Origin of the sequence: Alteromonas marina (assembly GCF_000808575.1) — a bacterium.
GTDB classification, from domain to species: domain Bacteria; phylum Pseudomonadota; class Gammaproteobacteria; order Enterobacterales; family Alteromonadaceae; genus Alteromonas; species Alteromonas marina_A.
Genome location: NZ_JWLW01000005.1, coordinates 74264 through 100811, shown reverse-complemented (window position 1 = coordinate 100811; position 26548 = coordinate 74264). Strand labels below are relative to the sequence as shown.

At 45.0% G+C, this 26548-nt stretch carries 27 protein-coding genes; 9 read left to right on the top strand and 18 right to left on the bottom strand.

The features are described 5' to 3' along the window. Positions 1 to 79 precede the first annotated feature (79 nt). The 3 genes from clpB to rluD all read right to left on the bottom strand — a co-directional run bounded on the left by clpB (position 80) and on the right by rluD (position 4663). Entirely contained in the window at positions 80 to 2656 is a 2577-nt protein-coding gene (gene clpB, locus RJ41_RS03760) for an ATP-dependent chaperone ClpB (RefSeq protein ID WP_039217096.1), read from the bottom strand. A 251-nt stretch (positions 2657 to 2907) separates the two neighbouring features. Then, the gene (gene pgeF / locus RJ41_RS03755; RefSeq protein WP_039217093.1) at positions 2908 to 3663 is read right to left on the bottom strand and encodes a peptidoglycan editing factor PgeF; all 756 of its coding nucleotides are present in this window, start codon (positions 3661 to 3663) and stop codon (positions 2908 to 2910) included. A 16-nt stretch (positions 3664 to 3679) separates the two neighbouring features. Continuing rightward, on the bottom strand, positions 3680 to 4663 hold the full coding sequence (gene rluD / locus RJ41_RS03750) for a 23S rRNA pseudouridine(1911/1915/1917) synthase RluD (RefSeq protein WP_039217091.1): 984 nt from the start codon (positions 4661 to 4663) through the stop codon (positions 3680 to 3682). Positions 4664 to 4848: 185 nt separating this feature from the next. Between rluD and RJ41_RS03745 the strand changes: the two genes are divergently transcribed. Continuing rightward, entirely contained in the window at positions 4849 to 5613 is a 765-nt protein-coding gene (locus tag RJ41_RS03745; RefSeq protein ID WP_039217088.1) for an outer membrane protein assembly factor BamD, read from the top strand. 104 nt (positions 5614 to 5717) lie between these two features. On the opposite strand, the gene RJ41_RS03740 is transcribed toward RJ41_RS03745, so the two are convergent. From RJ41_RS03740 to RJ41_RS03730, 3 genes are all read right to left on the bottom strand, one after another. Beyond that, entirely contained in the window at positions 5718 to 6458 is a 741-nt protein-coding gene (locus RJ41_RS03740) for a ChrR family anti-sigma-E factor (protein ID WP_039217085.1), read from the bottom strand. After that, on the bottom strand, positions 6451 to 7062 hold the full coding sequence (locus tag RJ41_RS03735; protein ID WP_039217082.1) for a sigma-70 family RNA polymerase sigma factor: 612 nt from the start codon (positions 7060 to 7062) through the stop codon (positions 6451 to 6453). Before RJ41_RS03735 ends, RJ41_RS03740 begins: the two co-directional genes overlap by 8 nt. A gap of 118 nt (positions 7063 to 7180) precedes the next feature. Beyond that, on the bottom strand, positions 7181 to 7756 hold the full coding sequence (locus tag RJ41_RS03730) for an LON peptidase substrate-binding domain-containing protein (RefSeq protein WP_039217079.1): 576 nt from the start codon (positions 7754 to 7756) through the stop codon (positions 7181 to 7183). A gap of 258 nt (positions 7757 to 8014) precedes the next feature. Between RJ41_RS03730 and RJ41_RS03725 the strand changes: the two genes are divergently transcribed. The 5 genes from RJ41_RS03725 to RJ41_RS03705 are packed head-to-tail and all read left to right on the top strand — an operon-like array spanning position 8015 to position 12450. Further along, on the top strand, positions 8015 to 8458 hold the full coding sequence (locus RJ41_RS03725) for a DUF2358 domain-containing protein (protein WP_039217076.1): 444 nt from the start codon (positions 8015 to 8017) through the stop codon (positions 8456 to 8458). Further along, positions 8455 to 9174 carry an SDR family NAD(P)-dependent oxidoreductase gene (locus RJ41_RS03720; protein ID WP_039217075.1) on the top strand — a complete coding sequence of 240 codons (720 nt, stop codon included), beginning with the start codon at positions 8455 to 8457 and terminating at the stop codon, positions 9172 to 9174. Before RJ41_RS03725 ends, RJ41_RS03720 begins: the two co-directional genes overlap by 4 nt. Before the next feature lie 11 nt (positions 9175 to 9185). After that, complete coding sequence (locus tag RJ41_RS03715; protein WP_039217073.1) at positions 9186 to 10451, top strand: NAD(P)/FAD-dependent oxidoreductase; 1266 nt, start codon at positions 9186 to 9188, stop codon at positions 10449 to 10451. Then, positions 10448 to 11191, top strand: coding sequence for a DUF1365 domain-containing protein (locus tag RJ41_RS03710; RefSeq protein WP_084081754.1), 744 nt, complete (start codon positions 10448 to 10450; stop codon positions 11189 to 11191). Before RJ41_RS03715 ends, RJ41_RS03710 begins: the two co-directional genes overlap by 4 nt. 2 nt (positions 11192 to 11193) lie before the next feature. Continuing rightward, positions 11194 to 12450, top strand: coding sequence for an SAM-dependent methyltransferase (locus RJ41_RS03705; RefSeq protein WP_039217068.1), 1257 nt, complete (start codon positions 11194 to 11196; stop codon positions 12448 to 12450). 116 nt (positions 12451 to 12566) lie between these two features. Here the strand turns inward: RJ41_RS03705 and RJ41_RS03700 are convergent, their stop codons facing one another. Together RJ41_RS03700 and pomA are read right to left on the bottom strand one after the other, a co-directional pair. Beyond that, positions 12567 to 13496 carry a flagellar motor protein MotB gene (locus RJ41_RS03700; RefSeq protein ID WP_039217065.1) on the bottom strand — a complete coding sequence of 310 codons (930 nt, stop codon included), beginning with the start codon at positions 13494 to 13496 and terminating at the stop codon, positions 12567 to 12569. Next, on the bottom strand, positions 13496 to 14257 hold the full coding sequence (gene pomA / locus RJ41_RS03695; RefSeq protein WP_039217062.1) for a flagellar motor protein PomA: 762 nt from the start codon (positions 14255 to 14257) through the stop codon (positions 13496 to 13498). The genes RJ41_RS03700 and pomA overlap by 1 nt, the downstream gene beginning before the upstream one ends. 402 nt (positions 14258 to 14659) lie before the next feature. Here pomA and xseB point away from each other — a divergent pair, with 402 nt between their 5' ends. From xseB to dxs, 3 genes are read left to right on the top strand one after another with little or no spacing between them, the layout of a single operon-like run. Continuing rightward, on the top strand, positions 14660 to 14902 hold the full coding sequence (gene xseB, locus RJ41_RS03690; protein ID WP_039217131.1) for an exodeoxyribonuclease VII small subunit: 243 nt from the start codon (positions 14660 to 14662) through the stop codon (positions 14900 to 14902). A 29-nt stretch (positions 14903 to 14931) separates the two neighbouring features. Next, positions 14932 to 15822: a farnesyl diphosphate synthase gene (locus RJ41_RS03685; protein ID WP_039217059.1), complete on the top strand. Its 891-nt coding sequence runs from the start codon at positions 14932 to 14934 to the stop codon at positions 15820 to 15822. Between the two features lie 32 nt (positions 15823 to 15854). Beyond that, on the top strand, positions 15855 to 17735 hold the full coding sequence (gene dxs, locus RJ41_RS03680) for a 1-deoxy-D-xylulose-5-phosphate synthase (protein ID WP_039217056.1): 1881 nt from the start codon (positions 15855 to 15857) through the stop codon (positions 17733 to 17735). A gap of 137 nt (positions 17736 to 17872) precedes the next feature. Here dxs and RJ41_RS03675 read toward each other — a convergent pair whose 3' ends face one another. The 10 genes from RJ41_RS03675 to lpxD all read right to left on the bottom strand — a co-directional run bounded on the left by RJ41_RS03675 (position 17873) and on the right by lpxD (position 26492). Then, entirely contained in the window at positions 17873 to 18373 is a 501-nt protein-coding gene (locus RJ41_RS03675) for a phosphatidylglycerophosphatase A family protein (protein ID WP_039217054.1), read from the bottom strand. 40 nt (positions 18374 to 18413) lie between these two features. Continuing rightward, on the bottom strand, positions 18414 to 19379 hold the full coding sequence (thiL, locus tag RJ41_RS03670) for a thiamine-phosphate kinase (protein ID WP_039217051.1): 966 nt from the start codon (positions 19377 to 19379) through the stop codon (positions 18414 to 18416). Positions 19380 to 19428: 49 nt separating this feature from the next. Beyond that, the gene (nusB, locus tag RJ41_RS03665; protein WP_014979773.1) at positions 19429 to 19851 is read right to left on the bottom strand and encodes a transcription antitermination factor NusB; all 423 of its coding nucleotides are present in this window, start codon (positions 19849 to 19851) and stop codon (positions 19429 to 19431) included. A gap of 12 nt (positions 19852 to 19863) precedes the next feature. After that, on the bottom strand, positions 19864 to 20337 hold the full coding sequence (gene ribH, locus RJ41_RS03660; RefSeq protein WP_014950088.1) for a 6,7-dimethyl-8-ribityllumazine synthase: 474 nt from the start codon (positions 20335 to 20337) through the stop codon (positions 19864 to 19866). A gap of 174 nt (positions 20338 to 20511) precedes the next feature. Next, entirely contained in the window at positions 20512 to 21612 is a 1101-nt protein-coding gene (gene ribBA / locus RJ41_RS03655; protein ID WP_039217047.1) for a bifunctional 3,4-dihydroxy-2-butanone-4-phosphate synthase/GTP cyclohydrolase II, read from the bottom strand. 20 nt (positions 21613 to 21632) lie between these two features. Then, positions 21633 to 22295, bottom strand: a complete 663-nt coding sequence (locus RJ41_RS03650; RefSeq protein WP_039217044.1) for a riboflavin synthase — start codon at positions 22293 to 22295, stop codon at positions 21633 to 21635. Positions 22296 to 22315: 20 nt separating this feature from the next. Then, positions 22316 to 23455: a bifunctional diaminohydroxyphosphoribosylaminopyrimidine deaminase/5-amino-6-(5-phosphoribosylamino)uracil reductase RibD gene (gene ribD, locus RJ41_RS03645; protein WP_039217042.1), complete on the bottom strand. Its 1140-nt coding sequence runs from the start codon at positions 23453 to 23455 to the stop codon at positions 22316 to 22318. A gap of 49 nt (positions 23456 to 23504) precedes the next feature. Then, complete coding sequence (nrdR, locus tag RJ41_RS03640) at positions 23505 to 23954, bottom strand: transcriptional regulator NrdR (RefSeq protein WP_012517538.1); 450 nt, start codon at positions 23952 to 23954, stop codon at positions 23505 to 23507. 98 nt (positions 23955 to 24052) lie between these two features. After that, complete coding sequence (glyA, locus tag RJ41_RS03635; RefSeq protein ID WP_014950092.1) at positions 24053 to 25309, bottom strand: serine hydroxymethyltransferase; 1257 nt, start codon at positions 25307 to 25309, stop codon at positions 24053 to 24055. Positions 25310 to 25463: 154 nt separating this feature from the next. Next, positions 25464 to 26492, bottom strand: coding sequence for a UDP-3-O-(3-hydroxymyristoyl)glucosamine N-acyltransferase (gene lpxD, locus RJ41_RS03630; protein WP_039217031.1), 1029 nt, complete (start codon positions 26490 to 26492; stop codon positions 25464 to 25466). Between the last annotated feature and the right edge of the window lie 56 nt (positions 26493 to 26548).

Sequence of the window (26548 nt, the reverse complement as noted above, 5' to 3'; positions counted from 1 at the left end):
AGACAGTGCCAAGGCAATAATAAAGCAACAAAAAAGGCACTGTTTCCAGTGCCTTTGACTTCAAGATTTGGTTTGCTGATTAACCGCTTACTACAAATAGTCCGCTTTCGTCAGCATCAATGCGAATGGTGGACTCGGGCAATAGCTCACCCGCTAGCAATTGCTGGGCGAGTGGATTTTCCACTTGCACTTGAATCGCTCGCTTAAGCGGACGCGCGCCAAACACAGGGTCGAAACCTGCATCGGCTAACTTGTCCATGGCTGCGGCAGACAAGGTCAGTTTGTACCCTTTTTCAGCAAGTCTTGCACGCAACGAGGCAAGCTGAATTTTAGCAATAGACTTAATTTGCTCTTTGCCTAATGGATGGAATACCACAATGTCATCCACACGATTGATGAACTCGGGCCTGAAATGCTGCCCCACCACGCTCATTACCGATGCTTTCATATCGTCATACTGACTTTCGTTGTGTTTATCTTGAATGATGTCTGAACCTAAATTAGATGTCATGATCACAACCGTATTTTTGAAATCTACGGTGCGGCCTTGCCCATCAGTCAGTCTGCCGTCATCCAGCACCTGAAGTAGAATGTTGAATACATCAGGATGTGCCTTCTCAACTTCATCTAACAAAATTACTGAATAAGGCTTGCGGCGAACCGCTTCGGTTAAGTAACCACCTTCTTCATAACCAACATAGCCAGGAGGTGCGCCCACTAAACGCGCCACCGAGTGTTTTTCCATAAACTCTGACATATCGATACGCACCATGGCATCTTCAGTATCAAACATAAAGCCGGCCAAAGCTTTGCACAATTCAGTTTTACCTACACCCGTTGGGCCAAGGAATAAGAATGAGCCAATGGGACGGTTTGGATCGGCAAGCCCCGCACGTGAACGGCGGATGGCGTTTGAAACAGCCTCAACGGCTTCTTCTTGCCCGACTACACGTTTATGAAGGACATCTTCCATACGCAACAACTTCTCGCGCTCGCCTTCTAGCATTCTCGCTACAGGTATCCCCGTCCAACGAGAGAGCACATCAGCAATTTCGATGTCCGTTACTTTATTTTTAAGCAACGTGGTTTCACGGGTTTCATTTTCTGCCGCTTGCTCAAGCTTGGCTTCAAGTTCAGGAATACGACCATACTGAAGTTCCGACATGCGATTCAAATCAGATGCCCGGCGAGCAATTTCTAAATCTAGCTTTGCTTGTTCTAGCTCTCCCTTAATAGTCTGAGTGCCTTGCATGGCATCTTTTTCATCTAGCCATACTTTTTCTAGCTCTGCATACTTAGTTTCAGCTTGCTCACGCTCTAACTCAATCATTTCAAGGCGTTTATGGCTAGCGTCGTCGGTTTCTTTAGCAAGCGCTTGCTCTTCCAGCTTTAGCTGGATAATACGGCGCTCCAAACGGTCCATATCTTCTGGCTTTGAGTCTATTTGCAGACGAATGCTAGATGCAGCCTCGTCAATAAGGTCAATGGCTTTATCCGGCAATTGACGGTCACTAATATAACGATGTGACAAACTCGCCGCTGCAACGATGGCAGGATCCGTGATGTCAACCGAGTGGTGAAGCTCATAACGCTCTTTCAAGCCTCGAAGAATAGCAATAGTGTCTTCTACGCTTGGCTCTTCAACCAATACCTTTTGGAAACGACGCTCTAGTGCCGCGTCTTTTTCAATGTACTGACGGTATTCATCTAGCGTGGTTGCTCCCACACAGTGAAGTTCACCGCGAGCCAGCGCTGGTTTTAGCATATTCCCTGCGTCCATTGCGCCATCGCCTTTCCCTGCACCTACCATGGTGTGCAGTTCGTCGACGAATAAAATAACGCGCCCCTCTTCTTTAGCTAGCTCGTTAAGAACAGCCTTTAACCGTTCTTCAAACTCACCGCGGTATTTAGCACCAGCGACTAATGCCCCCATATCTAGGGCAAGAACGCGCTTGTTCTTTAGGCCTTCAGGTACTTCGCCGTTAATGATGCGCTGTGCTAAGCCTTCAACAATGGCCGTTTTTCCCACACCTGGTTCACCAATAAGGACTGGGTTGTTTTTGGTTCTGCGCTGTAGCACCTGCACCGTTCGACGAATTTCGTCATCACGCCCAATTACCGGGTCAAGCTTGCCTTGCTCCGCTCGCTCGGTTAAGTCTGTGGTGTACTTCTCAAGGGCTTGACGTACGTCTTCAGCGTTAGGATCCGTCACTTTCTGTCCGCCACGCATATCATCTATAGCACCTTCAATGGCGTCTTTGGTGATATTCAAACTCTTGAGAATTTCACCCAATCGTCCTTTGTCTTCAAGTGCAGCTAACACGAAGATTTCCGACGTTATATATTCATCTTTTCGCTGTTGAGCTATCTTGTCGCAAAGATTGAGCAGAACACCACTGTCTTTGCTTAATTGAACATCGCCCCCAATGCCTTCGATTCGAGGTAGGCGTTCAATGGCCTGGCTCAAAGCAGAACGAAGTGCGTTGACATTAATGTTAGCTTGATCAAGCAACGGGCGTACTGAACCACCTTGCTGATTCAGCATGGCGGTCATTAAATGGACAGGTTCTATATATTGATGATCTCGCCCCAATGCGAGTGATTGAGCATCGGATATTGCGAGCTGAAATTTACTGGTAAATCTATCTAGTCTCATAATCTCAACCTAATAAGTGAACAACTATACCTGCGGTAACACGCCGCGATTACGAACATTTTAACTCTCGCTGAGTGGGTAATGCTCTATGCGGAATGGTATTCTTTATATTCTAGTTATGTAGACTGCTCAATTGCGATTCAAGTATGAGATTGAAAAGTTAGCCAAAAAGATAACAAATACTATGAGAAGTTTGATTTAGCGCAAATGTTTGATGAGACTGAAAACTGCTGCCTTTTTTCCTAAAAAATTTAAAGCAGTCCTATTACGCTTACCATGCGCCCCGTTGTCCGTTTGTTTTGATGGGTTGCTCTTCGATGTGAATAGAAGCGTCGCTCATCAGAGTAAGTGCAAAGATTACTTTGTGTAATATTTTCTACACCTGTTTTCTGCAATTGTATCTGTGCCACTAAAGGTAAATCTAATAAGTACTTCCCTTTATTACTACTATTGGCAATAGCGCCCTCTATGTGACGAAATTTACTAGCCAAATTTGCATCTACTTCATAGCAAGCACCGCTTATTGCAGGACCTATCCAAGCAATGATGTTATTGGCATCGCAGCTAAATTGCCCAACCGCATTCTTGATAATATTGGTCTCAAGCCCTTTCCACCCCGCATGTACTGCTGCCACTTCTTGACCACTCTCATCACATAATAAGATGGGCACACAATCAGCAGTCATTACAGCGCAAAAGTGTGATTTAGAAGAAGAATAAGCCGCATCGGCAGTGGTATCTGCACTTGGAAGTGACACTACGCGGTTGCTGTGCACTTGTTCTAACCACGTAACTTTTTGACTGTGGGGGAGAACGCCTCTATTGGCTTTAACTAATAAAAGATCATCCCCCACGTGCGCGCCGACATTTAAGCCTGCAAAATCCCCCATACTAGTGCCCCCTAACCTTGTCGTTGTATAAGCGACTATATTAGAAGGGCAAGACCACGCTGGCGCAATCAACTCCAGCGTAGATGAAATAGGTGAATTTGCATCTGACAATGTCATAATACCTACTCTCTAGTTAGAGCATATCTTGCGGATTGTCCGTTGTGTCTTTCTTGACTGCTTTAAGCAAGTCCTGCATATCTTGAGGCAGTGGAGCTTTCCACGTCATCCACTCTTCAGTTTCAGGGTGAAATAGTGAAAGCTGAGCTGCGTGCAATGCCTGACGCTGGAAACCACGAAGTGCTGCGATAAACTCCTCGGATGCGCCTTTAGGTAAACGCGGACGCCCGCCGTAAACCTGATCGCCCAGTAGCGGATGTTTTATATGCGCCATGTGTACACGGATTTGGTGTGTACGACCGGTTTCAAGCTTCAATCGCAGGTGAGTATACGCACGGAACTTTTCAATAACGCGATAATGGGTTACCGCAGGTTTACCCATTTCACGAACTGCCATGTGCGTGCGCTTTGTGGCATGCCTGCCAATAGGTTCATCTACAATACCACCCGCAACCATAGTACCCAACGCAATGGCTTCATATTCACGACTCATTTCGCGACGCTGTAGTTGGTCAACAAGGTGCGTTTGCGCAGGTATTGTTTTTGCCACTACCATTAAACCCGTGGTGTCTTTATCTAGACGATGGACAATGCCTGCTCGCGGAACTTTATCAATCTCAGGGTAATGATTTAGCAACGCATTTAGTACGGTTCCGCTTGGATTTCCCGCGCCAGGATGTACGACCAAATCGGCAGGCTTGTTTATTACCAAGATATGCTCATCTTCATAAACTATATTTAGCGCGATATCTTGCGCTTGGCTTGTAACCTGTACATCCATTTCAGCTTGTACCGTAACAAGTTCGTCCATCTGCATTTTGTGGCGAGGCACGGTGATCACTTCACCATTTACTGCGACATTTCCTTCTTGAATCCAAGTTTTTAGCTTAGAACGAGAATATTCAGGGAACAAATCAGCTAATACCTGATCTAACCGTAAACCAAAATGCGTAGCTTCCGTTGAAGCCTCTAATTGTATTGTGTTCGGCGACTGTGTCATAACACCATTGATTACGTCTAAAAAAGAGTATTATAACAAGTATTCACGCTGTACACTGCCTTGTTTACGTTTTTGTATGGTTTTTCTCGTCGTTAGTGCGTTAGAATGCAATTAAAGTGTTGTTGTTTAACACATGAGCTTAGACAGCGAAGTATTAAACTGTTTAGCAGGAAAAAAGAATTATTATGAAATCATTTCGTCTACTGGCTCCCGTTCTATTGGGTGCTATGGTATCTGTCGCAGGGTGTAGCTCTTCAGATAATGAAGAAAAAGCAGTTTTAGCTAACATGGGGGCGCAGCAACTGTACGACAGAGCAAAGCAGAGCATGGAAGTAGGTAACTTCAGCGCTGCAGCACAAACGTTAAGCGCGCTAGATTCGCGCTACCCGTTCGGTCCCCTATCCCATCAGGTACAGCTAGACCTTATTTATAGCTATTATAAGTCAGGTAAAAACGAAGAAACGCTTGCCACTATCGACAGATTTATTCGTCTGAATCCAAACCATTCAGATGTTGATTACGCGTATTACATGCGTGGATTAACTAACATGGAATCAGATAGCAACCTTTTCCAAGAGTTAATGAACATTGACCGGACGGATAGAGATCCATCAAAGTCCCGTGCAGCGTTTGAAGATTTTCGAAGGCTCATTCAGCAGTACCCAGACAGTAAATATGCAGCTGACGCAAAGCAACGTATGGTGCACATTAAAGACCGACTCGCCCGTTACGAGATTGCTATTGCACGTTTTTATATGAGACGTGAGGCTTATGTAGCTGCCGCTAACCGTGGTCGCTATGTTATTGAGCACTTTCCGAATACTACTCAGGTTCAACAAGCCCTAGAAATTATGGTTTCAAGCTATGAGCAACTTGGCCTTACGGAGCTTCGTGATAACGCAATGAAGACTCTTAGACTCAACTACCCGGACAGCGAATTTATTGGCTAGTCAGCAGGTTTCATTATATTAGTTAATGTAAAAAAAACGCACCTAGGTGCGTTTTTTTGGGCGTGCTATAAATGGCTAAAAAAATCAAAATTCACAGAGTCATTTTAGCGGAAGAATAAATGACTGAACGGATTTAGTAATCTTGCTAAACCGGAGGTAAAGTGTAACGGCTGGTCTACGATACTGAATACTAAGCAACCTTCTTTACCCTCGGCTTTTGGGGTATGCGTCTTTTCACCATCCATAAAAATGAAGTCGCCCGTGTCATATCGACTAAGCCCATCACTGAACTCTCCGTCAATAACCAATGTATATTCAGTACCTCGATGCGTGTGCTCTGGCACGCTACCACCACTACCCATAAAAATAAAGTTAGCAACACCCTGATTACCTAAATCAACAGGCGCTTGCCACAATTTTCCAACCAAGCTCGACCAATTACCCGTCTTATCTATATAGCGATGTAGTGTTCGGGGTAACGTGAACGTCCGGCCGTCCAGTTCGATTGTCCTACAACCAACATGCTCGTGCTCATCAATGTTTCGCGCTAACTCTCGGTACTCTAGCGGCTGATTTGATTCACTGCGATTATTATTGGTCGAAGGTAGTTGGGTTATTTGAGACAGCATGTCACCAAACTGAAATGCGACGTCGCCGGCGTCAACTGCACTGTCGTTTGCGGTTGACACCATTTGCGCTGCCAGACTCTCTGTTTCAATTTCTACAAACCGCTGACACTTCTCACACATGTCGCAGTGTGCAGAAACCATTAAAGATATAGCAGGTGATTGTGTGCCCTCGACAAATTCTTTAAGCTGATGGGCACTCGGGTGAAACCTAATCATTATCGTTTAACATGACCTTCAGTCGTTGTAGCGCCAAACGTGTACGCGATTTTACTGTACCTAGTGGTATAGATAGTTCATCAGCAACTTCTTGCTGCGACTTGCCTTCGATATATATGGCTTCAACTACCGCTTTTTGCTTAATGGGCAAAGACTCGAACAAATATCCAATTTGCTCCAACGTGACTTGCTCGTCAAGCGGTGCCTCATTAGCGTCTGCCGTTTGCTCACAAAGCACCGGCCACAAATCATCAGAGCATACGTCTTCTTTTCGATTCTGCAACTTGCGAAGCATATCAAAACGTATATTACGTGCAATAGTGAAGATCCAAGTGGATGGCGACCCTTTCTCGGCATTAAAAAGGTGCGCTTTCTGCCAAACATTCGACATTGTGTCTTGCACCAACTCCATCGCTAATGCTTCATTACCCATCTGTTTTAGAGCGTAAGAGCGTAAGCGAGGTGCAAAATAATTGAATACTCGAGCAAATGAACGCTTGCATCTGGCATCAGCAACCGCGACAAGGTAATCAGACATTTCAGTAGCACACTCTTTAGGTTTGATTGTGCTGTTACTTTGTTCCAATGGAATTCCAACTAACATAAGATTCGTCCGCTTTTCCGTTTTGGTTGTATCATTCTACGGCGTTCTGACTTAAAACGTTTGCGAAATTCGCGAATATTGGATTACGAATTTGTAATCTCAAGACCAACTCTCATTATTAAGCGATTAGTGCAGAGAGATAATTGACCAAACTAGTACATTCTCTTTGCGCTAAAAAATGCTGTTTTTGCGAGCCATCTACTGGCAATAACTCAAGCCATCGATTTAATACCCAGTTGGGGCAATCAAATTTGGGTGATTCATATAACGCTGCCAGTTCTTCGTAATTTCCAAATATTTCTTTAAGCCGCTCGTCCATAGGCGCTATTTGTTGAGGAGCTAAATCGCACTGCCAAGGTTCTAAAACTTTACAACTACCGGTGCGAAGGCCATCGTGCTCTACCTCGATGTTACTCACCTCAACTAAGTAAGAACCAGCAACCTTTATGCCAAGCAACCCATCATCAAGCATATCGAAGTCCACAACCTGTGCGTATGTTCCTATTTTGTGAATATGCTCGTTTGCATTCTTGTCGCCATTTGCGTTTAACATGCACATCACAAAGCCTTTATTTTCGGCGCATGCCTCTTTAACCATGCGCACATATCTAGGCTCAAAAATACGCAAAGCCATTCTACCTTCAGGCAAAAGGTGCGCAGATAAAGGAAATAAGGGAAAACGTTCTACACTCATACTCGACACTTCCAAAAACACGAAATTCATTACGCAACTGAGTACAAATAGGATCGAATGGGAAAATTTTTCACTAATAATCTGAAAAACATGATCTTAAGAACGTCGTTTAATGTAATTTATGATTTAGCAACAAACATTAACAGATTTTATTTCATAGACTTGCGGTCGATATTCAACAGAGTCACAACAAGACCAAACAGAATTTGGCAGCAAATTGTTTTTTCCATCATACCACTTCGACGTTAAGGAAGCTGAATGGATGTCATTGCACGCTTTTGTAAAATTTACACAGATATATGTCAAATCTCTCCAGTGGACTTAGAAAAAATATACGCCAACGACATTTTATTTATAGACCCAATCACCACACATCGTGGAATTGGAGAAGTGAAGAACTACTTTGCTAACCTTCTAACCCAAGCCGAAAGTTGTAAATTCGATATAGCGGACATTTTTATCTGCTCACAACAGATATCCTCATGTCACTCTAATGTCACTCACGTTGTAAATTGGACAATGACCCTCGTACTAAAAGATAACGCGAAAAAGATCACGCTAGACGGTACAACACAACTTGGTGTTGACGGTGACATCATCATCTACCACAAAGATTATTACGATTTGGGCGAAATGGTATACGAGCACGTACCTATCTTAGGTTTTATAATCAAAAAGATTAAAGGGAAGCTGGCAAAATGAAGAGTATCTTAATTACTGGCGCAACATCTGGAATAGGGAAAGCACTTGCAATCAAGTGTGCCCATAATGGGTATAGTGTCATTGCGTGTGGAAGAAACAAAGAAGCCCTCGATGAGCTTAGCAAATATAGTAATATTAGTGGTTGCCAGTTTGATGTGTCAGATTTAGAGGATACAAAGCGAGCATTAGCAAATGTTGAGTTCGATATTGCTGTACTTAATGCTGGTACTTGTGAATATGTCGACCTTGAGGATTTCGAGCCAGACATGTTCCGGCGCGTTTTCGAGCCTAATTTCTTCGGCGTAGTTCACTGTGTTAACGCACTTCTCCCACGATTAAAAGATGGCGACAAACTGGTCATAGTCGACAGTATGGCGCGTCTATTACCTTTCACTCGAACTCAAGCCTATGGCTCTAGCAAAGCTGCTCTTCACTATTTTACTAAATCTTTAGAAGTCGACCTTCACCATAAAGGGGTAAAAGTACAGGCCGTCTCACCAGGTTTTGTTGAAACACCCCTTACCGATAAAAATGACTTCGAAATGCCAATGAAAATTAGTGCAGAAGAAGCTGCCGAGGCTATGCTTAAAGGGATAGAAAGTAACAAGCAAACCGTTTTCTTCCCTCGATTCTTTGGCTTTATTCTGCGCTTTATGCACATTTTGCCAACGCCACTTCAAAAGCGACTATCGTTGTCTATGCGAGAAAAACAATAAGAGACACAATAATGAATAATAAGATTGCCATCATAGGCACAGGAATTTCAGGATTAACCTGCGCATACCTTCTTAACAGAAAGCACGACATCACAGTTTACGAAGCAAACGACTATATAGGTGGTCATACTGCTACTAAAAAAATTAAGGATAATGGTGAAACCCATCATATTGATACCGGCTTTATTGTATTTAATGATTGGACTTACCCTAACTTTATTAAGCTTATTACTCAGTTAAACGTTGACTACCAGCCAACAGAGATGAGCTTCTCTGTGATGAGTAAAAAAGCGAACCTTGAATATAATGGCAATAACCTAAATAGTTTGTTCGCACAGCGGCGCAATATTTTTCGACCTAAGTTTTGGCGCATAGTAAAAGACATACTCGCGTTTAATAAAGCGTGTAAAGCTATGGTTGCGGAAAAGCGTGACACGTCCTCGTTGACGCTAGAAGATATTATTAAAGAATTAGGGCTAAGCGATGATTTCGCGCGCTACTACATACTGCCTATGTGCGCAGCAATTTGGTCTAGTAGCCTCGAACAGACGAGAAAGTTTCCGTTAACCTTCTTCCTGCAGTTTTTTAATAACCATGGCCTGCTCAATATTACCGACCGACCACAGTGGTTCACTATTAAAGGTGGCTCTAGTCAATACATTCCACCACTAATTGCGCCATTTGAGTCTAAGATTAGATTATCTACGGCTGTAGTTTCTGTGGCCAAACGTGATGACAAGTGGGAAGTTACCGATTCATCCGGTACAGTTGCGACTTTCAATCATGTAGTGTTTGCATGTCACAGTGACCAAGCGTTAAAAATGATTCAATCCCCTACTTCACTGCACAAAGATATTCTTGGCAATATTCCTTATGCAGAAAATGATGTGGTAATGCACAAAGACACAGGCCAATTACCCAAAAGAAAGCTGGCGTGGGCAAGTTGGAACTACAGCTTAAAAGAGGATGCAAGCGAGGAAACCCGCCCCGCTTCTGTGACCTACAATATGAATATTCTCCAGCGATTAGAAGCGGAGAATACTTATTGCGTAACGCTGAATAATACGCCTGAAATCGACGAAAACAGTATTTTACGAAGCTTTCAGTATGCTCACCCACAGTACAGCGCCAGCATGGTTGAAGCGCAGTCACGTAGAAGTGAGATTTGCGGCGTAGATAACTTACATTTCTGTGGAGCCTACTGGTACAACGGCTTTCATGAAGATGGCGTTACCAGTGCACTAGACGTTTGTGCGCGTTTTGGTGAAGCCCTGTGATGGAAAGCGCGATATATAAAGGCAAGGTATATCATCAACGTTTCAAGCCGACCCAGCACAAGTTTGACTACGATATTTACCTGTTTTGGTTAAAGCTCGAAAGCGACGAACTTAACGCGCTATCAGATACGCTGACGTATTTTAGCGCCCATAGCAAAGCAAGAGTTCGATTCAAGCGGGAGGATTATTTGGGCGACCCGTCCATTTCGTTGAAACAAGCGGTTTTGGAAAGGATGACCGAGTTAAACGGTGGTAAAACACTTAACGGTGACGTTTTCATGTTGGGCCAATTACGCATGTGGGGCCTTTATTTTAGCCCAGTTAATTTTTACTACCTTCGCAACGTTGAGGGTAAATATACTCATATGCTTGCTGAAGTGAGTAATACTCCATGGAATGAGCGCCATCACTATCTTGTAAACCTAGACACTCAAGCCGATACGCCGAAGGCTTTTCACGTTTCGCCTTTCAACCCCATGGATATGACTTATAAATGGTCGATTTCCCAGCCTTCGTCTAGACTTTCTTTAGCGATGGATTGCGTAAGAGAAGACAAAGAATTTAGCGCGGGGATTAATTTGACTAAATTTACTTTAGATAATGCGAATCTATCTGCCGCACTTAAACGTATACCCAGTATGACAATAAAAACTGTGGCCGGAATTTATTGGCACGCGCTTAAGCTATTGCTGAAACGAACGCCACTATATACACACCCAGAAAAGAGTCAGGAACAATAACAATGTCTTTCGGTGAATCTGTACTACTGACCACCTCAGAGGTCTCTTTCGTAGATAAAACTTGTAGAACACTTTTTCTAAAGTGTTTAAACCAACTCCCCTTTGGTCGCCTGATAATTCAAGAAAACGGTGACGAGATTGCACGTTTTGGTGAAGAAAATAGCGATTTACGTGCTACCGTAAATATCAAAGACGTGCAGGCCTATCGACGGTTGTTACTTGGCGGCAGTGTGGGCGCTGGCGAGGCATATATGGATGGTCTATGGGACAGTGACGATGTGACGGCTGTGGTAAGGGTATTTGCTCGGAACTTACCCACCCTTGATGAGTGGGAAAATAAGTTTAAGTGGCTAACCATGCCCATCAATAAAGTTCAGCATTTTGCCCGTCGAAATACAAAAGACCAAGCAAAAAAGAATATTGAAGCGCATTATGATTTGGGCAATAAGCTTTATACTCGCTTTCTCGACCCAACAATGATGTATTCATCAGCAATATACCCTGACCCGAATGCGACGCTCAACGAAGCGCAGAACTTCAAACTAAAAGCCATTTGTGACAAGTTACAACTGACCGAAAAAGACCACCTTTTAGAGATTGGTACTGGGTGGGGCGGCTTAGCCGTTTTTGCTGCGAAACATTATGGTTGCAGTGTTACCACCACTACCATTTCAGAAGAGCAGCACGCCTGGGCAAAAGACTGGATCGCACGAGAAGGGCTTGAAAACAGGATTACCTTGCTTAAAAAGGACTACCGTTTACTTGAAGGTAAATTCGATAAATTGGTTTCCATTGAAATGATCGAAGCTGTGGGTAAGCAGTTTTTAGGTAACTTCTTCGAAAAATGCTCGTCACTTCTGAAAGATGATGGCCTTATGTTACTTCAGTCAATTACTATTGACGATAGGCGTTATGACAGCTATTCAAACAGCGTAGACTTCATACAGAAATACATTTTCCCGGGTGGTTTTTTACCATCGCAATACCAGTTAAATGCTCATCTCAAAAAATACACAAATATGATGATCCGTGACTTACACGACATTGGTGTGGACTATGCGAAAACGCTCAATCATTGGTATGAAGCATTTATCTCGGCTAAAGATGAATTGTTGAATGACGGTTATGACGAGCGCTTTATGCGTATGTGGACTTACTACCTTAAATATTGCGAAGGTGGCTTTTTAGAGAGAACCATTAGCACTGTTCAGCTTGTTATTTCTAAACCTCAGTACAGAGAAGAGTTAGCCAGGGTTTGATGGACGCATTTCACTTGTAAACAAATACAAGCTAGAGTTTTAAAACTAAAAAGCGGTGCTCATTATGAAGGCACCGTTTTTTGTTCGCGCGTACTTAGTTTAGAAAAAGTTGACGCTTAATCATCTACCACTGATATGGGTTTGGATATCATTGGTTTGCCTTGGTTTATATTAATTTCGACTCGGCGATTCTTGGCTCTATCACTCGCTGTCGTGGCATTCTCAACAATAGGATTAGTATCAGCTTTGCCTACAACAGACATACGGCTTTCATCAAAACCAGGCGCTGTCCGCATAGCTTCAGCCACCGCTACTGCACGTTGTGATGATAAATCCCAGTTTGAGCGGTATAGTTCGTTAGCAATATGCTGACCATCGCTATGCCCAGAAATCTCAATTTCTCCGGGTACATTTGCTAACAGCACACCAATTTTTCGTAATATTGGCTGAAACTGCGGCTGTAAGAAAGCAGAGCCGGCGGAAAACGAACCATTTTCTCTAATTCTAATGGTAAGCTGCTGCCCCAGCGACTCCATCTCAACCGACCCGTCTAAAATTTGCTTTTCTAATTGTTGAGCCACTTTTTTCATCAACTCTGCCATTTGAGATTGGTCAGTGCTTTGTTCAGCGGATGAAGATGACTCAGTAGCCGTTTGTTGAGACTGACCGCCGCGTTGTTCGCCACGCTGCTTTTGCCTGCCGCCCGCTGAATCTTCGTTTCCCGCCTGAAACTCTAGCATTTGCTGGGTCATTTCGGTGGTTTGCTGCTGAATGGACTCAATTGGTGTTGGGTCGGGTTTACCTGGGCGAAACTCCATGGCTATAACGCTGGTACCCTTTGGAATATCTTTTACTTCAATTTTGTTTTGTACACCGAATGCAAATTTCATTGAGCCTGCGATTTGCTTAAATTTGAGCACATCCATTTCTGAGAATGAAAGCAGAAGTACAAAAAAGCACATTAGCAATGACATCAAGTCTGCGAAGGTCCCCATCCAGGCTGGAAGCCCCTCGGGGGGGCATTTTGGGCATTCTTCTTCGGCCATTACTCTTCCTCTGCGCTTCCACGCTTACTTGCGGCAAGATAGTTTTTCAGTACCCCCTCAATAACTCGCGGGTTTTGACCGTCAGCGATGCCTACAATACCGTCAAGAACAAGACTTTGATTGAGCTTCTCTTCCCCTGCCCGTACAGCCAATTTAAACGCTATGGGCAAACAAATAACGTTGGCGAAAAAAGCGCCATATAAGGTAGTCAGTAGTGCTACCGCCATTGCTGGACCGATAGCTTTCGGGTCATCCATGTTTGATAGCATGGCAACCAAACCAATCAGGGTTCCAATCATACCCATAGCCGGTGCAATATCGCCCATGCCTTTGAAAAAGGATGCGCCGAAATCGTGTCGTTCTGACGTCATGGATATATCTTTAGCAAGTGTTTCTCTGACCACTTCTATATCATGGCCGTCAACCAACATATCTACGCCCTTCTGCATAAACTCATTAGAGATTTCCGCCTCTTCTAAGGCGAGAAAGCCTCCTTTTCGCGCGGCATCTGCCATCTCTACGATTTTTTCAATCAGCTCTTCCGGCGACTCAATCTTAAACATGAAGGCTTTGCCAGCGATCTTACCTGCACCGAAGAACTGACCTAAAGTAAACTGTGACAAAACAACGAACAAGGTCCCACCAAATACAATTAATATTGATTGGACGTCGATGAACATGCCTAAGCTGCCGCCTAGAATCATAGCCATAACTATGAAACCAATAGCGCCCAACATACCTATGACGGTTGCTAAATCCACTCACTCTTCCCCATTTATGCGCAGACAGTGCTGTTGATGTACAATAATTCTATCGGCAAGAGATAGAAATACTAAAACGACATTATTGAAAAATATCACATTTATTTGTTTTTTATGAAGCGCGTTAACAACTCCCCGCATTTTTCAAGACATTTAAAAACGATGAGTTTGCCCATTCATAGTGTTCACGTTAGGCACACGCTGTCACCTCACATTTAAAAGTAATATAACTACTCAACACGAATATAGCACAGTTTCTGTTTGTCCTGTTTGCTCAACTGCGTGAAAAAAAAGCTATGTCGCAGTGATATAGGCGATATACGGACAAACCATTTGACCCTTGTGCAGCCCTCGGTTAATGTGCGCGGTATACGTATTTTGGCCACTATATTGAGTGTTTTTATGACGACAGAAAAAGCATCAGCGTCTTTTGAAGAAACTTTATCAGAACTAGAAGCTATCGTTAACGAAATGGAAAGCGGTGATCTGCCTCTTAATAAAGCACTAGAAAAATTTGAGCGCGGTATTGCACTGTCTCGCCAAGGCCAGCAATCACTCGAAAACGCCGAACAAAAAGTAAAAATACTACTCAGTGAACAAGGCGAAGAAACCCTTCAAACTCTTCCTGAAAGTGAACAGCCGTAACTCGTTCATTTTTAACTAACAGGCAATCTATGAATTTTTCTGCTTTGCATCAACTAGTTAAACAGCAAACTGATGCATCTCTTCTTACGTTAATTGACGAATTACCCGATTACGCACCGCGCTTGAAAGACGCAATGCGTCACGCCTTATTGGCTGGCGGTAAACGGATGCGGCCACTACTTGTTCAAGTAGTAGGTAACACCCTAGACGTGCCCAAAAAAGACCAAATGGCTATTAGTATGGCCATTGAATGTGTGCATGCCTACTCGTTAGTCCACGACGATTTACCCGCCATGGACGACGACGACTTGCGCCGCGGTATGCCAACCTGCCATATCGCCTTTGATGAGGCTACCGCTATTTTAGCTGGCGACGCGCTGCAAGCCCTCGCATTCACGGTGTTAGCCGATGCGCCATTAAGCACGTATGCTGAAACAAAGCGTAGCCAGTTACTGTCTGTACTTGCAAAAAGTGCGGGTTACATAGGTATGTGCGGTGGGCAAGCTATCGATTTAGCCAGCACCGGCAAAACCATCTCGCTAGAAGAACTAAAACAGCTGCATAGATTGAAAACCGGTGCATTGTTAAAAGCCTGCGTAGAAATGGTCGCCATTGTTAGTGAAGGCTTACTGCCTCAAACTAAAATTGACTTAATGGCTTATGCCGCGGATATTGGGCTAGCTTTCCAAGTTCAAGACGATATTTTAGATGTGGAAGGCAGTAGCGAAAAATTAGGTAAGCCAGCGGGGTCAGACGAAGCGTTAGGGAAAAATACCTTTCCAGCCAAACTTGGTATTACAGGCGCTAAACAAGAATTAGAAATGCTTCACAATAATGCACTTCAAGCATTGGCGCGTTTACCCTACAATACTGACAGTTTAATTGCGTTTAGCGAGCTTTTGGTAAAACGCGACCATTAGCCACGCGCCATGTTGAAAAAGATAATAAGTACATGAGTTTAGATCTCCAACATTACCCAACGCTTGCGCTTGCGCAAACACCTGAAAAATTGAGGCAGTTGCCCCAAGACAAATTACGCGAGCTTGCCGACGAATTACGTGAATATTTACTTAACAGCGTAAGCCAAACCAGCGGGCATTTTGCTTCTGGCTTAGGCACTGTAGAGTTAACAGTGGCACTGCACTATGTGTATAACACGCCATTTGACCGCTTGCTATGGGACGTAGGCCATCAAGCCTATCCTCACAAAATTCTAACAGGCCGCGCAGAGCGCATGAGCACCATTCGTCAAAAGAATGGTCTACACCCTTTCCCATGGCCGCCTGAGAGCGATTACGACACCTTTGCAGTTGGTCATTCGTCTACATCGATTAGTGCAGGGCTGGGCATGGCTGTGGCTGCCGAAAAAGAAGGCAAAAACAGAAAGGTTGTAGCGGTAATTGGCGACGGTGCAATGACCGCTGGTATGGCCTTTGAAGCCCTTAATCACGCCGGTGATATCAAGAAAGACATGGTAGTTGTACTTAACGACAACGAAATGTCTATTTCTGAAAACGTAGGTGCGTTAAACAGTCACTTAGCTCGCTTGCTCACCGGTAACTTTTTCAACTCTATACGTGACGGCGGCAAAAAGCTATTAAGCAACGTGCCTCCAATTAAAGAGTTTGCCAGCCGTGCAGAAGAACATATTAAAGGCATGGTTGTTCCGGGCACGATATTTGAAGAGCTTGGCTTTAACTACATTGGCCCTATCGACGGCCACGACGTTAATGGTGTTGTCGATACGCTGCGCAATATGCGCAAGTTTGACGGCCCGCAGCTGCTTCACGTAGTCACCAAGAAAGGTAAAGGCTACGCGGTTGCTGAAGAAGACCCTATCAAGTTTCACGCGGTACCTAAATTCAACCCGGCAGATAACGCCTTACCCAAGTCTAAGCCTTCAGCCCCTACCTACTCGGCAATCTTTGGGAAATGGCTGTGTGATATGGCCGCACAAGACCCTAAGCTTATGGCAGTGACGCCAGCCATGCGTGAAGGATCAGGTATGGTTGAGTTTTCTCAGCGTTTCCCTGAACAGTATTTCGATGTTGCGATTGCCGAACAGCACGCGGTGACCTTTGGTGCAGGCCTTGCCAAAGACGGTATGAATGCGGTTGTTGCCATTTATTCGTCGTTCCTGCAGCGCGCCTACGACCAGCTCATTCACGATGTGGCGATTCAAGACTTACCCGTATTGTTTGCCATTGATAGAGCCGGTATTGTTGGCGCAGATGGCCCTACTCACCAAGGGGCTTTTGATATCGCTTTCCTTCGCTGTATTCCGAATATGGTGGTTATGGCTCCTTCAGATGAAAATGAATGTCGTCAAATGCTCTATACGGGTCACAAGCTACAAAAACCAGCTGCTGTTCGTTACCCCCGTGGTGCTGGCATGGGTGTAACGCCTGACGAAGCCATGACAGAACTTGAGATTGGTAAATCTCGTACGGTTCGTGAATCATCAAAAGGCGAGTCTGAAAGTATCGCCATTCTAAACTTTGGCTGCCTACTGCCCTACGCGCTTGAAGCTGCAGAAGCGATTGACGCCACCGTTATCGACATGCGTTTCATTAAGCCGTTAGACGGCGACGCAGTATTAAAAGCAGCCAGTGAACACAGCGCGCTTATCACGCTGGAAGACGGTTGTATTATGGGCGGTGCTGGTAGTGCCGTACTAGAACACTTGCAACAAAATGGCGTATTAAAAGCGGTGAAGATGTTAGGACTGCCTGATAGCTTTATATTGCAAGGCACTCAGCAGGAAATGTACAAAGAGCACGGTTTGGATGCTGAGGGCATTATTGCTGCAGCTGGTAGTTTAAGCGCTAATTAATTAAGCTTAAAAGCTACCGCTAAAACATTAAAAAGCCCGCTATTTTGCGGGCTTTTTCGTAAATAGTTTGCTCACCGTCAACTGGTTTCCTTTGAGGTAAGTCTACCAAAATAGGGGCGAGTATTCTTCGCTAAGAATTAGAACAAAGCTAATGCTGCTGGCCAAAACACCATCATTAGATGCAGGCAACCGCACGCCATCGCTCCCGCTATGAGATCGTCAAGCATAATGCCTGTCCCGCCGTGTAAGCGCTTATCGATAATACCTATTGGCCAAGGCTTTAAGATATCGAAAAGCCTGAATAGAACAAAGCCTACAAGTAAAGAGGACGCTGAAATAGGTACAAACAGAAAGGTCACAAACATGCCCGCTATTTCATCCCACACAATAGAGCCGTGATCATGAACCTGCATATCGTCAGCAGTCTTGCCACACAGGTAAATGCCTACAACTGAGAATATCAGCGTAAGCGCGATAAAGGAAATCATAGTAATCTGGCTGCACGCGACAAGAAGCGGTAATGCTGCAAGTGAGCCAAAGGTTCCCGGCATGAAAGGAATAAGTCCACTACCAAAACCTAGCGCAAGAAAATGAACGGGATTTTTCATACTCACTCTTGCGCGATATTCAGCCTGCATGCTTCTTCCTTTTTATTGGTTTTGTAGAGTATGTGGTTGCTTAAAAGGCGTGCTCGTAACCAGACAGGTTAATGGGAGTGAACTTTTCATTGTCCTTAAGTAATGAAAGCGTGCCGTTATGACCGGTTAATTGTCCGATACATGTGGCCTTCACATTTGTGCTTGCCAATGAGGTTTCTAAGCTTCCGCGCTGCTCTTCACTTACGGTAAAAATAAGTTCATAGTCATCACCGGCCGACAACGCGTATTCGATAGCTTGTTCTGGTGTAACTGCACTTGTTAGCGCACGCGATAACGGTAAACGATCTACATGAACATTTGCACCGCAATTAGACGCTTTTAAGATGTGCCCCAAATCTGAAAGCAATCCATCAGAGATATCAATACACGACGTTGCAATACGTCGGATAGCTGTGCCCACCGCAACACGAGGGGTTGGGAAATAATGACGGTTGACCAACACGTCTTTCGCTTCACCACTTACACTCAGCTTATTTTGCAGGATGTCTAAACCAGCACCTGCGTCACCAAGCGTCCCGGTGACATAAAGCCAGTCACCCGGCTTAGCACCGCTGCGCGTTAACTCAGAACCAGGCGGAATGAAGCCTTGAGCAGTAATAGTAAATGCCATTGGGCCTTTAACCGTATCACCACCAATAAGCTGCACAGAATAGTACTGAGTTAGCTCGTAAAGTCCCGAAACAAAGTCATCTAGCCAAGCTTCGTCTACTTCCGGTAGCGATAGAGATAAGCTAATCCACGCAGGCTCTGCGCCCATCGCGGCAAGGTCGCTTAAGTTAACGGCAACTGTTTTATATGCCACAGACTTAGCTGGTGCGCCTTTTAAGAAATGTACACCTGCAACCAGGGTATCTGTGGTAACGGCAAGTTGTTGGTTTTCAGGAACCGTTGTTACAGCACAGTCATCACCAATACCAATAACAACGTCTTTGCGTTTGTGGCCATTATTTGAAAAGTAACGGCCGATAAGATCAAATTCTTTCACGGTAATTTTTTAAACCCTTTTAGCGGCAATCCATGCCGCCACGGTAAGGTTAGTCGCGCTCGTCTTTGCGCAATGTGCGCACTGCTTTATCCAGTGCACCATTAATGAACTTGTGACTTTCTTCAGCACCAAATGCTTTAGCTAGCTCAATCGCCTCATTAATAATTACGCGGTAAGGTACGTCAATGCGCTCGGTCAGTTCCAGCGTCGCAATGCGCAAGATTGCTTTTTCAATAGCGTCTAACTCTTCAGGCAAACGGCCAAGGTAAGGTTTAATGGTTGCATCAAGGTTGCTTGCGTTGTGTGCAACACCGCGAAGCAAGGCTTGAAAATAAGCCATATCTACCTTTTGCATGTCGTTACTGGTTGCTAGCGCCAGTTCAACCTGCTGAATATCGTTGTGACTCATTTGCCATGAATACACGCCTTGCAGGGCGAGTTCACGGGCTTTACGACGAGCTGAAACTTTCACTTAATGTTTACCTTAAAGCTTTTCAACAGCATCGATTACGTTAACCATTTCCAACGCGCCAAGTGCAGCTTCCGCACCTTTGTTGCCCGCTTTGGTTCCTGAACGTTCGATTGCTTGTTCAATTGAATCTGTTGTAATAACGCCAAATGATACAGGGACACCGTATTCAAGTGAGACTTGCGCAAGACCTTTGTTACACTCGCCTGCTACAAAATCAAAGTGTGGTGTACCACCACGAATAACCGCACCTAGTGCGATGATGGCGTCAAATGACTTTTTCTCAGCTAATTTCTTAGCTACTACAGGTAACTCGTAAGCACCAGGTACACGTACTAACGTGATATCGTCATCACTCACTTCACCGTGACGCTCTAGTGTGTCTAATGCACCTTCTAGTAAGCTTTCAACAACAAAGCTATTAAAGCGTGATACAACGATAGCAAACTTCTTACCGGTTGCTCTGATATTACCTTCAATTACCTGCATGGATTCATTCCTCGAGAAAAAACGGCGCGAAGTATACCACAACTGCGCCCAAACTAAATCGATTGTTTCTTTAACTTCAACTATTCGTAAATGGGTACGTTAGCCTGACTCACTGTGAGAAGGGAGTGCTCGTCGCAAACCCTCTCCACTTTAGTTACGCCCTACTGCTAAGTACTAGTCGTGCACGTACTCTACGACTTCAAGGCCGTAACCTGAAAGTGCGTGATATTTAATTGGCTTACTAAGAAGACGCATTTTGTGTACGCCCATTGATGCTAGAATTTGACTGCCTACACCAATAGTGCGCGATGACCCCTGCCAGTCAGCGCCAGCTGGGCGCTCGCCTCGGTCTTCTGCGGCAAAGCGGCGTACCTGACTTTCTATATGCTCTTCTTTACCTAACAGCACCAATACGCCACCCTCTTCTGAAATTTTGCGCATGCCATCTGCTAGCGTCATAGAGCGATGAATACCGCGGGTAGAGCCAAGAAGATCACTAAAGGTATTGTGAAGGTGCACACGCACAAGTGTCGGCTCGTCTTCTTTAATCTCGCCTTTTTTAAGGGCGAAATGAAGCTGATTGTCGATGCTGTCCTTAAACGTGTGCAGCTCGAATTCACCATACTCGGTTGGCATGCTGCATTGAGCAACTTTCTGAATGGTGGTTTCGTTGAGATTGCGATATTCAATTAAATCAGCAATAGTGCCGATTTTAAGGTTATGTTTTGCCGCAAACTTTTCTAGCTCAGGGCGGCGGGCCATAGTGCCGTCTTCATTGAGGATTTCTACAATAACCCCAGCAGGTTCTAACCCTGCCAAACGCGGTAAATCTACACCAGCTTCAGTGTGACCTGCGCGGTTTAACACGCCACCGTCTTTAGCAATTAGCGGAAAAATATGCCCGGGCTGCACAATGTCTGTCGCTTTCGCGTCTTTCGCTACAGCAGCTTTGATTGTAGTGGCGCGATCCGCCGCTGAGATACCTGTGGTCACGCCGGTTGCCGCTTCAATAGACACAGTGAAGTTAGTAGAGAACTGTGCTTCGTTTTTATCCACCATAAGCGGAAGATTCAAGGTGCGACAGCGCTCTTGGGTCATCGGTAAACACACCAAACCGCGAGCGTGGGTAACCATAAAGTTAATGGCTTCTGGCGTCACATGCTCAGCCGCCATTATCAAATCGCCTTCATTTTCCCTGTCTTCGTCATCCATCAAGATAACCATTTTACCTTGGCGAATGTCTTCAATAATTTCTTGTGTAGTGTTAAATGCCATGTTGTGTGCTTCTTGTAGGGTTATTTTCTTAAAAATCCGTTCTCGGCAAGAAATGCCATGTCAATGCCTTTGCTTTTTGGCTCGGCGGCTTTGTCGCCCAACATCAATCGCTCTAAATAGCGCGCAATAACATCAACCTCTAGGTTTACCGCTGTGCCCACTTTATAGCTTCCCATAATGGTTTCTTGCAACGTATGAGGAATGATCCAAAGCATAAATTCTGCGCCATTAACTTCGTTAACAGTTAAGCTGATACCATCAACGGTGATACTACCTTTATGCGCAATATATTTAGCCAAGGCTTCTGGCGCTTTTACCCAAAACTCTACGTAGTCTGAGTGCTTAATAATTTGTGTAACTTCGCCTACACCATCAACGTGACCGGAAACGATATGACCACCTAAGCGGTCGCTTGGACGCATCGCTTTCTCAAGATTCACCGTTGAGCCTGCGCTGTAATGTGCAAAACCCGTTAATTTGATAGTCTCTGCCGACACATCTGCACAATAATAATCGGGGCCCATATCGGTAACTGTTAAGCAAACACCATTGGTCGCAATACTGTCGCCGAGTGCGACATCAGACATATCAAGCGTAGGCGATGAAACGGTAAGTCGAATATCATTGCCATGGTTATCAAGCTTCTTAATTGTACCTAGCGCTTGAATAATTCCAGTAAACATAAAGTTCCTCTTTAATCGCGTTAACCACGGGTGTTGCTAACATCAGGACGGACGATAAGCTTAATATCGTTACCCACTTGACGATTTTCAATAAGCGAAAGCGAAATACATTCATTTAGCGACGTGAATGCGGGTAAATTAACCATACTGACTCCCTTATCACCTAAAAGCTTAGGCGCTTGGTAGCAAATAAGTTCATCCACCAGCCCTTCTTGCAATAATGCACCGGCAAGGCCTGGGCCTGCTTCCACCCACACTTCATTATATTGCTTATCGCCTAGTGCTGACATAAGTGAATGTAAATTGAGTTTACCGTCTTTTTCGTCCAGTTGGAGATAGTGCTGAGTAGCGGTGTCTGGGTGAGCCTGTGACGTCGCCGTGAACGTAATATTGCCGTCGTTAAAAAGTGTGTAGTCTCTACTAAGCTTACTTTTGCTATCTACAACCACACGGGCTGGCTGGCGGATATGATCTAGTGGATAGTTTTCAAACTGAGCCTCTTTTTCACGAACTAAGAGGCTAGGATTATCAGCTTGTACCGTACCCGAACCCGTCAATACCACGCAACTTTGTGCACGATACTGTTGCACATCCCGTCTTGCCTCTGCTCCAGTAATCCACTGACTTACCCCATTTTGAAGGGCTATTTTTCCATCTAGGCTAATGCCTAATTTCACGCGAACAAAGGGCTTACCAGTAAGCATGCGTTTAATAAACCCGGGGTTAAGCGCTGCGGCCTCAGCAGCCATCACTTCGCTCACCACTTCGATGCCTGCTTCTTGCAGAATGCTAATACCGTTACCGCATACGTTTGGATTCGGGTCGGTCATAGCAATAACAACACGCGCTACCTTTGCTTCTACCAAGGCAACAGCGCAAGGCGGTGTGCGACCAAAATGACTACAAGGTTCAAGTGTAACGTATGCCGTCGCGCCCTTTGCGCCTTGCGGACGTGCGTCAGATGCTTGTCTTAATGCATGTACTTCGGCATGGGGGGTGCCAGCTTGAATGTGATACCCCTGACCGAGCAATTGATTGTTTTCGTCAACAATTACACAGCCAACGCGAGGGTTAGGAGAAGTGGTAAAGCGCCCTTGTTGGGCAAGCTGAATGGCTTTTGCCATCCAAAAATAATCGTTTTTAACCGTATCGTGGTTCACTTGGATTCCTGTTGTAGCCCTAGTGCCTGATGTTTGAGAGGTCGCCGACTTAATCTCCTAATCGCGCAATCTCTTCTCCGAATTCACGAATATCTTCGAAAGAGCGATAAACGGAGGCGAACCGGACATAAGCAACTTTATCGAGTTCTTTGAGGGCTTTCATAATTAGGTTGCCGAGCAATTCACTGCTCACCTCACGTTCACCGGTTGCGCGCAGCTGTGACTTAAGTGAGAGGATACATTGTTCAACTTTTTCTGTGCTCACAGGGCGCTTTTCGAGTGCGCGTTGCAAGCCTGCACGAAGTTTATCTTCGTTAAACGGTTCACGAGAACCATCGCGTTTAATAACGCGAGGCATCACGAGCTCGGCACTTTCAAATGTCGTAAAGCGCTCGTGACACACCATACATTCACGGCGTCTACGCACCTGTTGCCCTTCTGCAACCAAACGAGAATCAATGACTTTTGTTTCTTGTTCTGAACAAAACGGGCAAAACATGAATAATCCTTAAATATTGCGTACTTAGGCATCTAAATTAAACCTAGACTAGTTAGTCCAGCATTAGTACCAAAGTACGCAATAAAACACAAACCTATTTATTTATAAACAGGGAATTGTGCGCAAAGTGCAACCACTTCGTCCTGAACACGTTTGATAACAGACTCATCGCCCATGTTATCTAGAATGTCGCAAATCCATGTTGCAACTTGCTTAGCTTGTTCTTCTTTGAAACCACGGCGAGTGATCGCTGGGCTACCGATACGAAGACCGCTGGTTACAAACGGTGAACGCGGGTCATTTGGCACTGAGTTTTTGTTTACCGTAATATTTGCGGCACCTAGTGCTGCGTCTGCATCTTTACCGGTGATGTCCTTGTCGATAAGGTCAAGAAGGAACAAGTGGTTGTCAGTACCGCCAGAAACGATGTTATAACCGCGCTCTTGCATTACAGAAACCATCGCTTTCGCGTTTGCAACAACCTGCTGCTGATACACTTTAAATTCTGGCTGTAGTGCTTCTTTGAAAGCAACCGCTTTAGCTGCGATTACATGACAAAGTGGACCACCTTGGTTACCTGGGAATACTGAGCTGTTAAGCTTTTTGTAAATTGCTTCGTCGCCACATGAAGATAGGATTAGACCACTACGCGGACCCGCAAGGGTTTTGTGTGTCGTCGTAGTTACTACATGTGCGTGAGGTAGCGGGTTTGGATAAACGCCAGCGGCTACTAAGCCAGCTACGTGCGCCATATCAACAAGTAAGTATGCGCCAACACTATCAGCGATTTCGCGGAATTTCGCCCAATCGACAATGCCAGAATACGCAGAGAAACCACCGATAATCATTTTCGGCTTGTGCTCTTTAGCAAGCGCTTCAACCTGCGCGTAATCGATTTCGCCGGTTTCTTTGTTCAAACCATACTGTACAGCGTTATAGGTTTTACCAGAGAAGTTTACGTGTGAACCGTGAGTTAGGTGACCACCTTCAGAAAGGCTCATTCCCAACACCGTATCGCCTGCGTCAAGTAATGCCATGAATACGGCAGAGTTAGCTTGTGAACCAGCGTGCGGTTGAACGTTCGCGTAGTCTGCACCAAAAAGTGCTTTTGCACGGTCAATAGCAAGTTGTTCAACGACGTCTACGTGCTCACAACCACCGTAGTAACGCTTGCCTGGGTAACCTTCAGCATACTTATTAGTAAGCTGCGATCCCTGTGCTTCCATTACACGTGGGCTACAGTAGTTCTCAGAGGCAATTAGCTCTATGTGATGTTCTTGACGCTCAACCTCTTTAGACATTGCATCGGCTAATTCAGGATCGAAGTCAGCTATATTCATTTCGCGAGAAAACATGGGGGCTCCTTAACTGCGGTTTTTATATGGCGTTACGCACTGATTGCTCAAATTCGAGCCATATTCTAGTCATTTTCGGGGGCTTGTATACCGCTTTATGACCAAATTAATATAAATGGCGCAGGTTTAACGAAATACCTGCGCCAGCGCGAGATCAGACCTGTTTTTCCAGGGCTTTAACACGGTCAAATAAACTACCAATTTTGGCAAGGCGAACCGTATTTTTGCGCCAGTCACGGTTGGTTTGTGCTGGCTGGCCAGAAGAATAAACGCCCGGTTCAGTGATATCTTGTACAATCATGGTGTAGCCAGTCACCTGAACATTATCGCAAATGCTAATGTGGCCATTAATGCCCACTCCACCACCAATAATCACGTGCTTGCCGATATGACAGCTACCAGCAATACCGGTAGCGCCGCAAATGCATGAATGATCACCAATAATACAGTTGTGGCCAATTTGTACTTGGTTATCGATAATAACATTGGTGCCTAAAACCGTATCTTCCATCGCGCCGCGGTCTATGCTGCTGCTTGCGCCAATCTGACTATCATCTCCAATGCGAACTGACCCAGTTTGTGGAATAGGGATCCAAACGCCTTTATCGTTAGCGTAACCAAAGCCTGCCGCGCCAATCACTGTTTGGCTATGAATTGTCACACGCTTACCGATCACAACGTCATGATAGATAGTTACGTTCGGGTGAATGGTACAGCCTTCACCAATATGGGTACCTCTACGAATAACCGTATTCGCGCCTACAGTAACTCTATCGCCTAAAACCACGTTCTCTTCAATGATTACATTGTGGCCTAGCGATACATCACTGCCGATGCGGGCAGATGGCGCAATTACCGCTGACTCAGCAATACCTGTCGCTACCGCTGGGGTAGTATCGAACAACTGAGCAATGAGGGCGAACGCTGCATGAGGGTTTGCCACAACCAGCGCTGGAACTGGGCTATCATCTTTCAAGTTTTTGTGCAGAATTACCGCACCAGCCTGAGTATCTTTTAACTGCGGCTTGTATTTAGGATTGGTCAGAAACGAAATTTGGTGCGATGCTGCACCGGATAACGTACCTACTGCAGAGATAGTAATGTTTCCATCGCCCTGCACTTCCCCACCTACATGTTTGGCAAGCTCTTCCAGACTGTATGTGCGTTTACTCATAGCGGTCATCATAATTACCTGTTCAGAGATATGAATAGTGTTGAGTCTATCGCTTTGGGTTCTTT

Excerpts from the sequence above, each read along its gene's own strand:
- clpB (WP_039217096.1), bottom strand. The coding sequence starts at position 2,656 with ATGAGACTAGATAGATTTACCAGTAAATTTCAGCTCGCAATATCCGAT.
- pgeF (WP_039217093.1), bottom strand. The coding sequence starts at position 3,663 with ATGACATTGTCAGATGCAAATTCACCTATTTCATCTACGCTGGAGTTG.
- rluD (WP_039217091.1), bottom strand. The coding sequence starts at position 4,663 with ATGACACAGTCGCCGAACACAATACAATTAGAGGCTTCAACGGAAGCT.
- RJ41_RS03745 (WP_039217088.1), top strand. The coding sequence starts at position 4,849 with ATGAAATCATTTCGTCTACTGGCTCCCGTTCTATTGGGTGCTATGGTA.
- RJ41_RS03740 (WP_039217085.1), bottom strand. The coding sequence starts at position 6,458 with ATGATTAGGTTTCACCCGAGTGCCCATCAGCTTAAAGAATTTGTCGAG.
- RJ41_RS03735 (WP_039217082.1), bottom strand. The coding sequence starts at position 7,062 with ATGTTAGTTGGAATTCCATTGGAACAAAGTAACAGCACAATCAAACCT.
- RJ41_RS03730 (WP_039217079.1), bottom strand. The coding sequence starts at position 7,756 with ATGAGTGTAGAACGTTTTCCCTTATTTCCTTTATCTGCGCACCTTTTG.
- RJ41_RS03725 (WP_039217076.1), top strand. The coding sequence starts at position 8,015 with ATGGATGTCATTGCACGCTTTTGTAAAATTTACACAGATATATGTCAA.
- RJ41_RS03720 (WP_039217075.1), top strand. The coding sequence starts at position 8,455 with ATGAAGAGTATCTTAATTACTGGCGCAACATCTGGAATAGGGAAAGCA.
- RJ41_RS03715 (WP_039217073.1), top strand. The coding sequence starts at position 9,186 with ATGAATAATAAGATTGCCATCATAGGCACAGGAATTTCAGGATTAACC.
- RJ41_RS03705 (WP_039217068.1), top strand. The coding sequence starts at position 11,194 with ATGTCTTTCGGTGAATCTGTACTACTGACCACCTCAGAGGTCTCTTTC.
- RJ41_RS03700 (WP_039217065.1), bottom strand. The coding sequence starts at position 13,496 with ATGGCCGAAGAAGAATGCCCAAAATGCCCCCCCGAGGGGCTTCCAGCC.
- xseB (WP_039217131.1), top strand. The coding sequence starts at position 14,660 with ATGACGACAGAAAAAGCATCAGCGTCTTTTGAAGAAACTTTATCAGAA.
- RJ41_RS03685 (WP_039217059.1), top strand. The coding sequence starts at position 14,932 with ATGAATTTTTCTGCTTTGCATCAACTAGTTAAACAGCAAACTGATGCA.
- dxs (WP_039217056.1), top strand. The coding sequence starts at position 15,855 with ATGAGTTTAGATCTCCAACATTACCCAACGCTTGCGCTTGCGCAAACA.
- RJ41_RS03675 (WP_039217054.1), bottom strand. The coding sequence starts at position 18,373 with ATGCAGGCTGAATATCGCGCAAGAGTGAGTATGAAAAATCCCGTTCAT.
- ribH (WP_014950088.1), bottom strand. The coding sequence starts at position 20,337 with ATGCAGGTAATTGAAGGTAATATCAGAGCAACCGGTAAGAAGTTTGCT.
- ribBA (WP_039217047.1), bottom strand. The coding sequence starts at position 21,612 with ATGGCATTTAACACTACACAAGAAATTATTGAAGACATTCGCCAAGGT.
- RJ41_RS03650 (WP_039217044.1), bottom strand. The coding sequence starts at position 22,295 with ATGTTTACTGGAATTATTCAAGCGCTAGGTACAATTAAGAAGCTTGAT.
- nrdR (WP_012517538.1), bottom strand. The coding sequence starts at position 23,954 with ATGTTTTGCCCGTTTTGTTCAGAACAAGAAACAAAAGTCATTGATTCT.
- glyA (WP_014950092.1), bottom strand. The coding sequence starts at position 25,309 with ATGTTTTCTCGCGAAATGAATATAGCTGACTTCGATCCTGAATTAGCC.
- lpxD (WP_039217031.1), bottom strand. The coding sequence starts at position 26,492 with ATGACCGCTATGAGTAAACGCACATACAGTCTGGAAGAGCTTGCCAAA.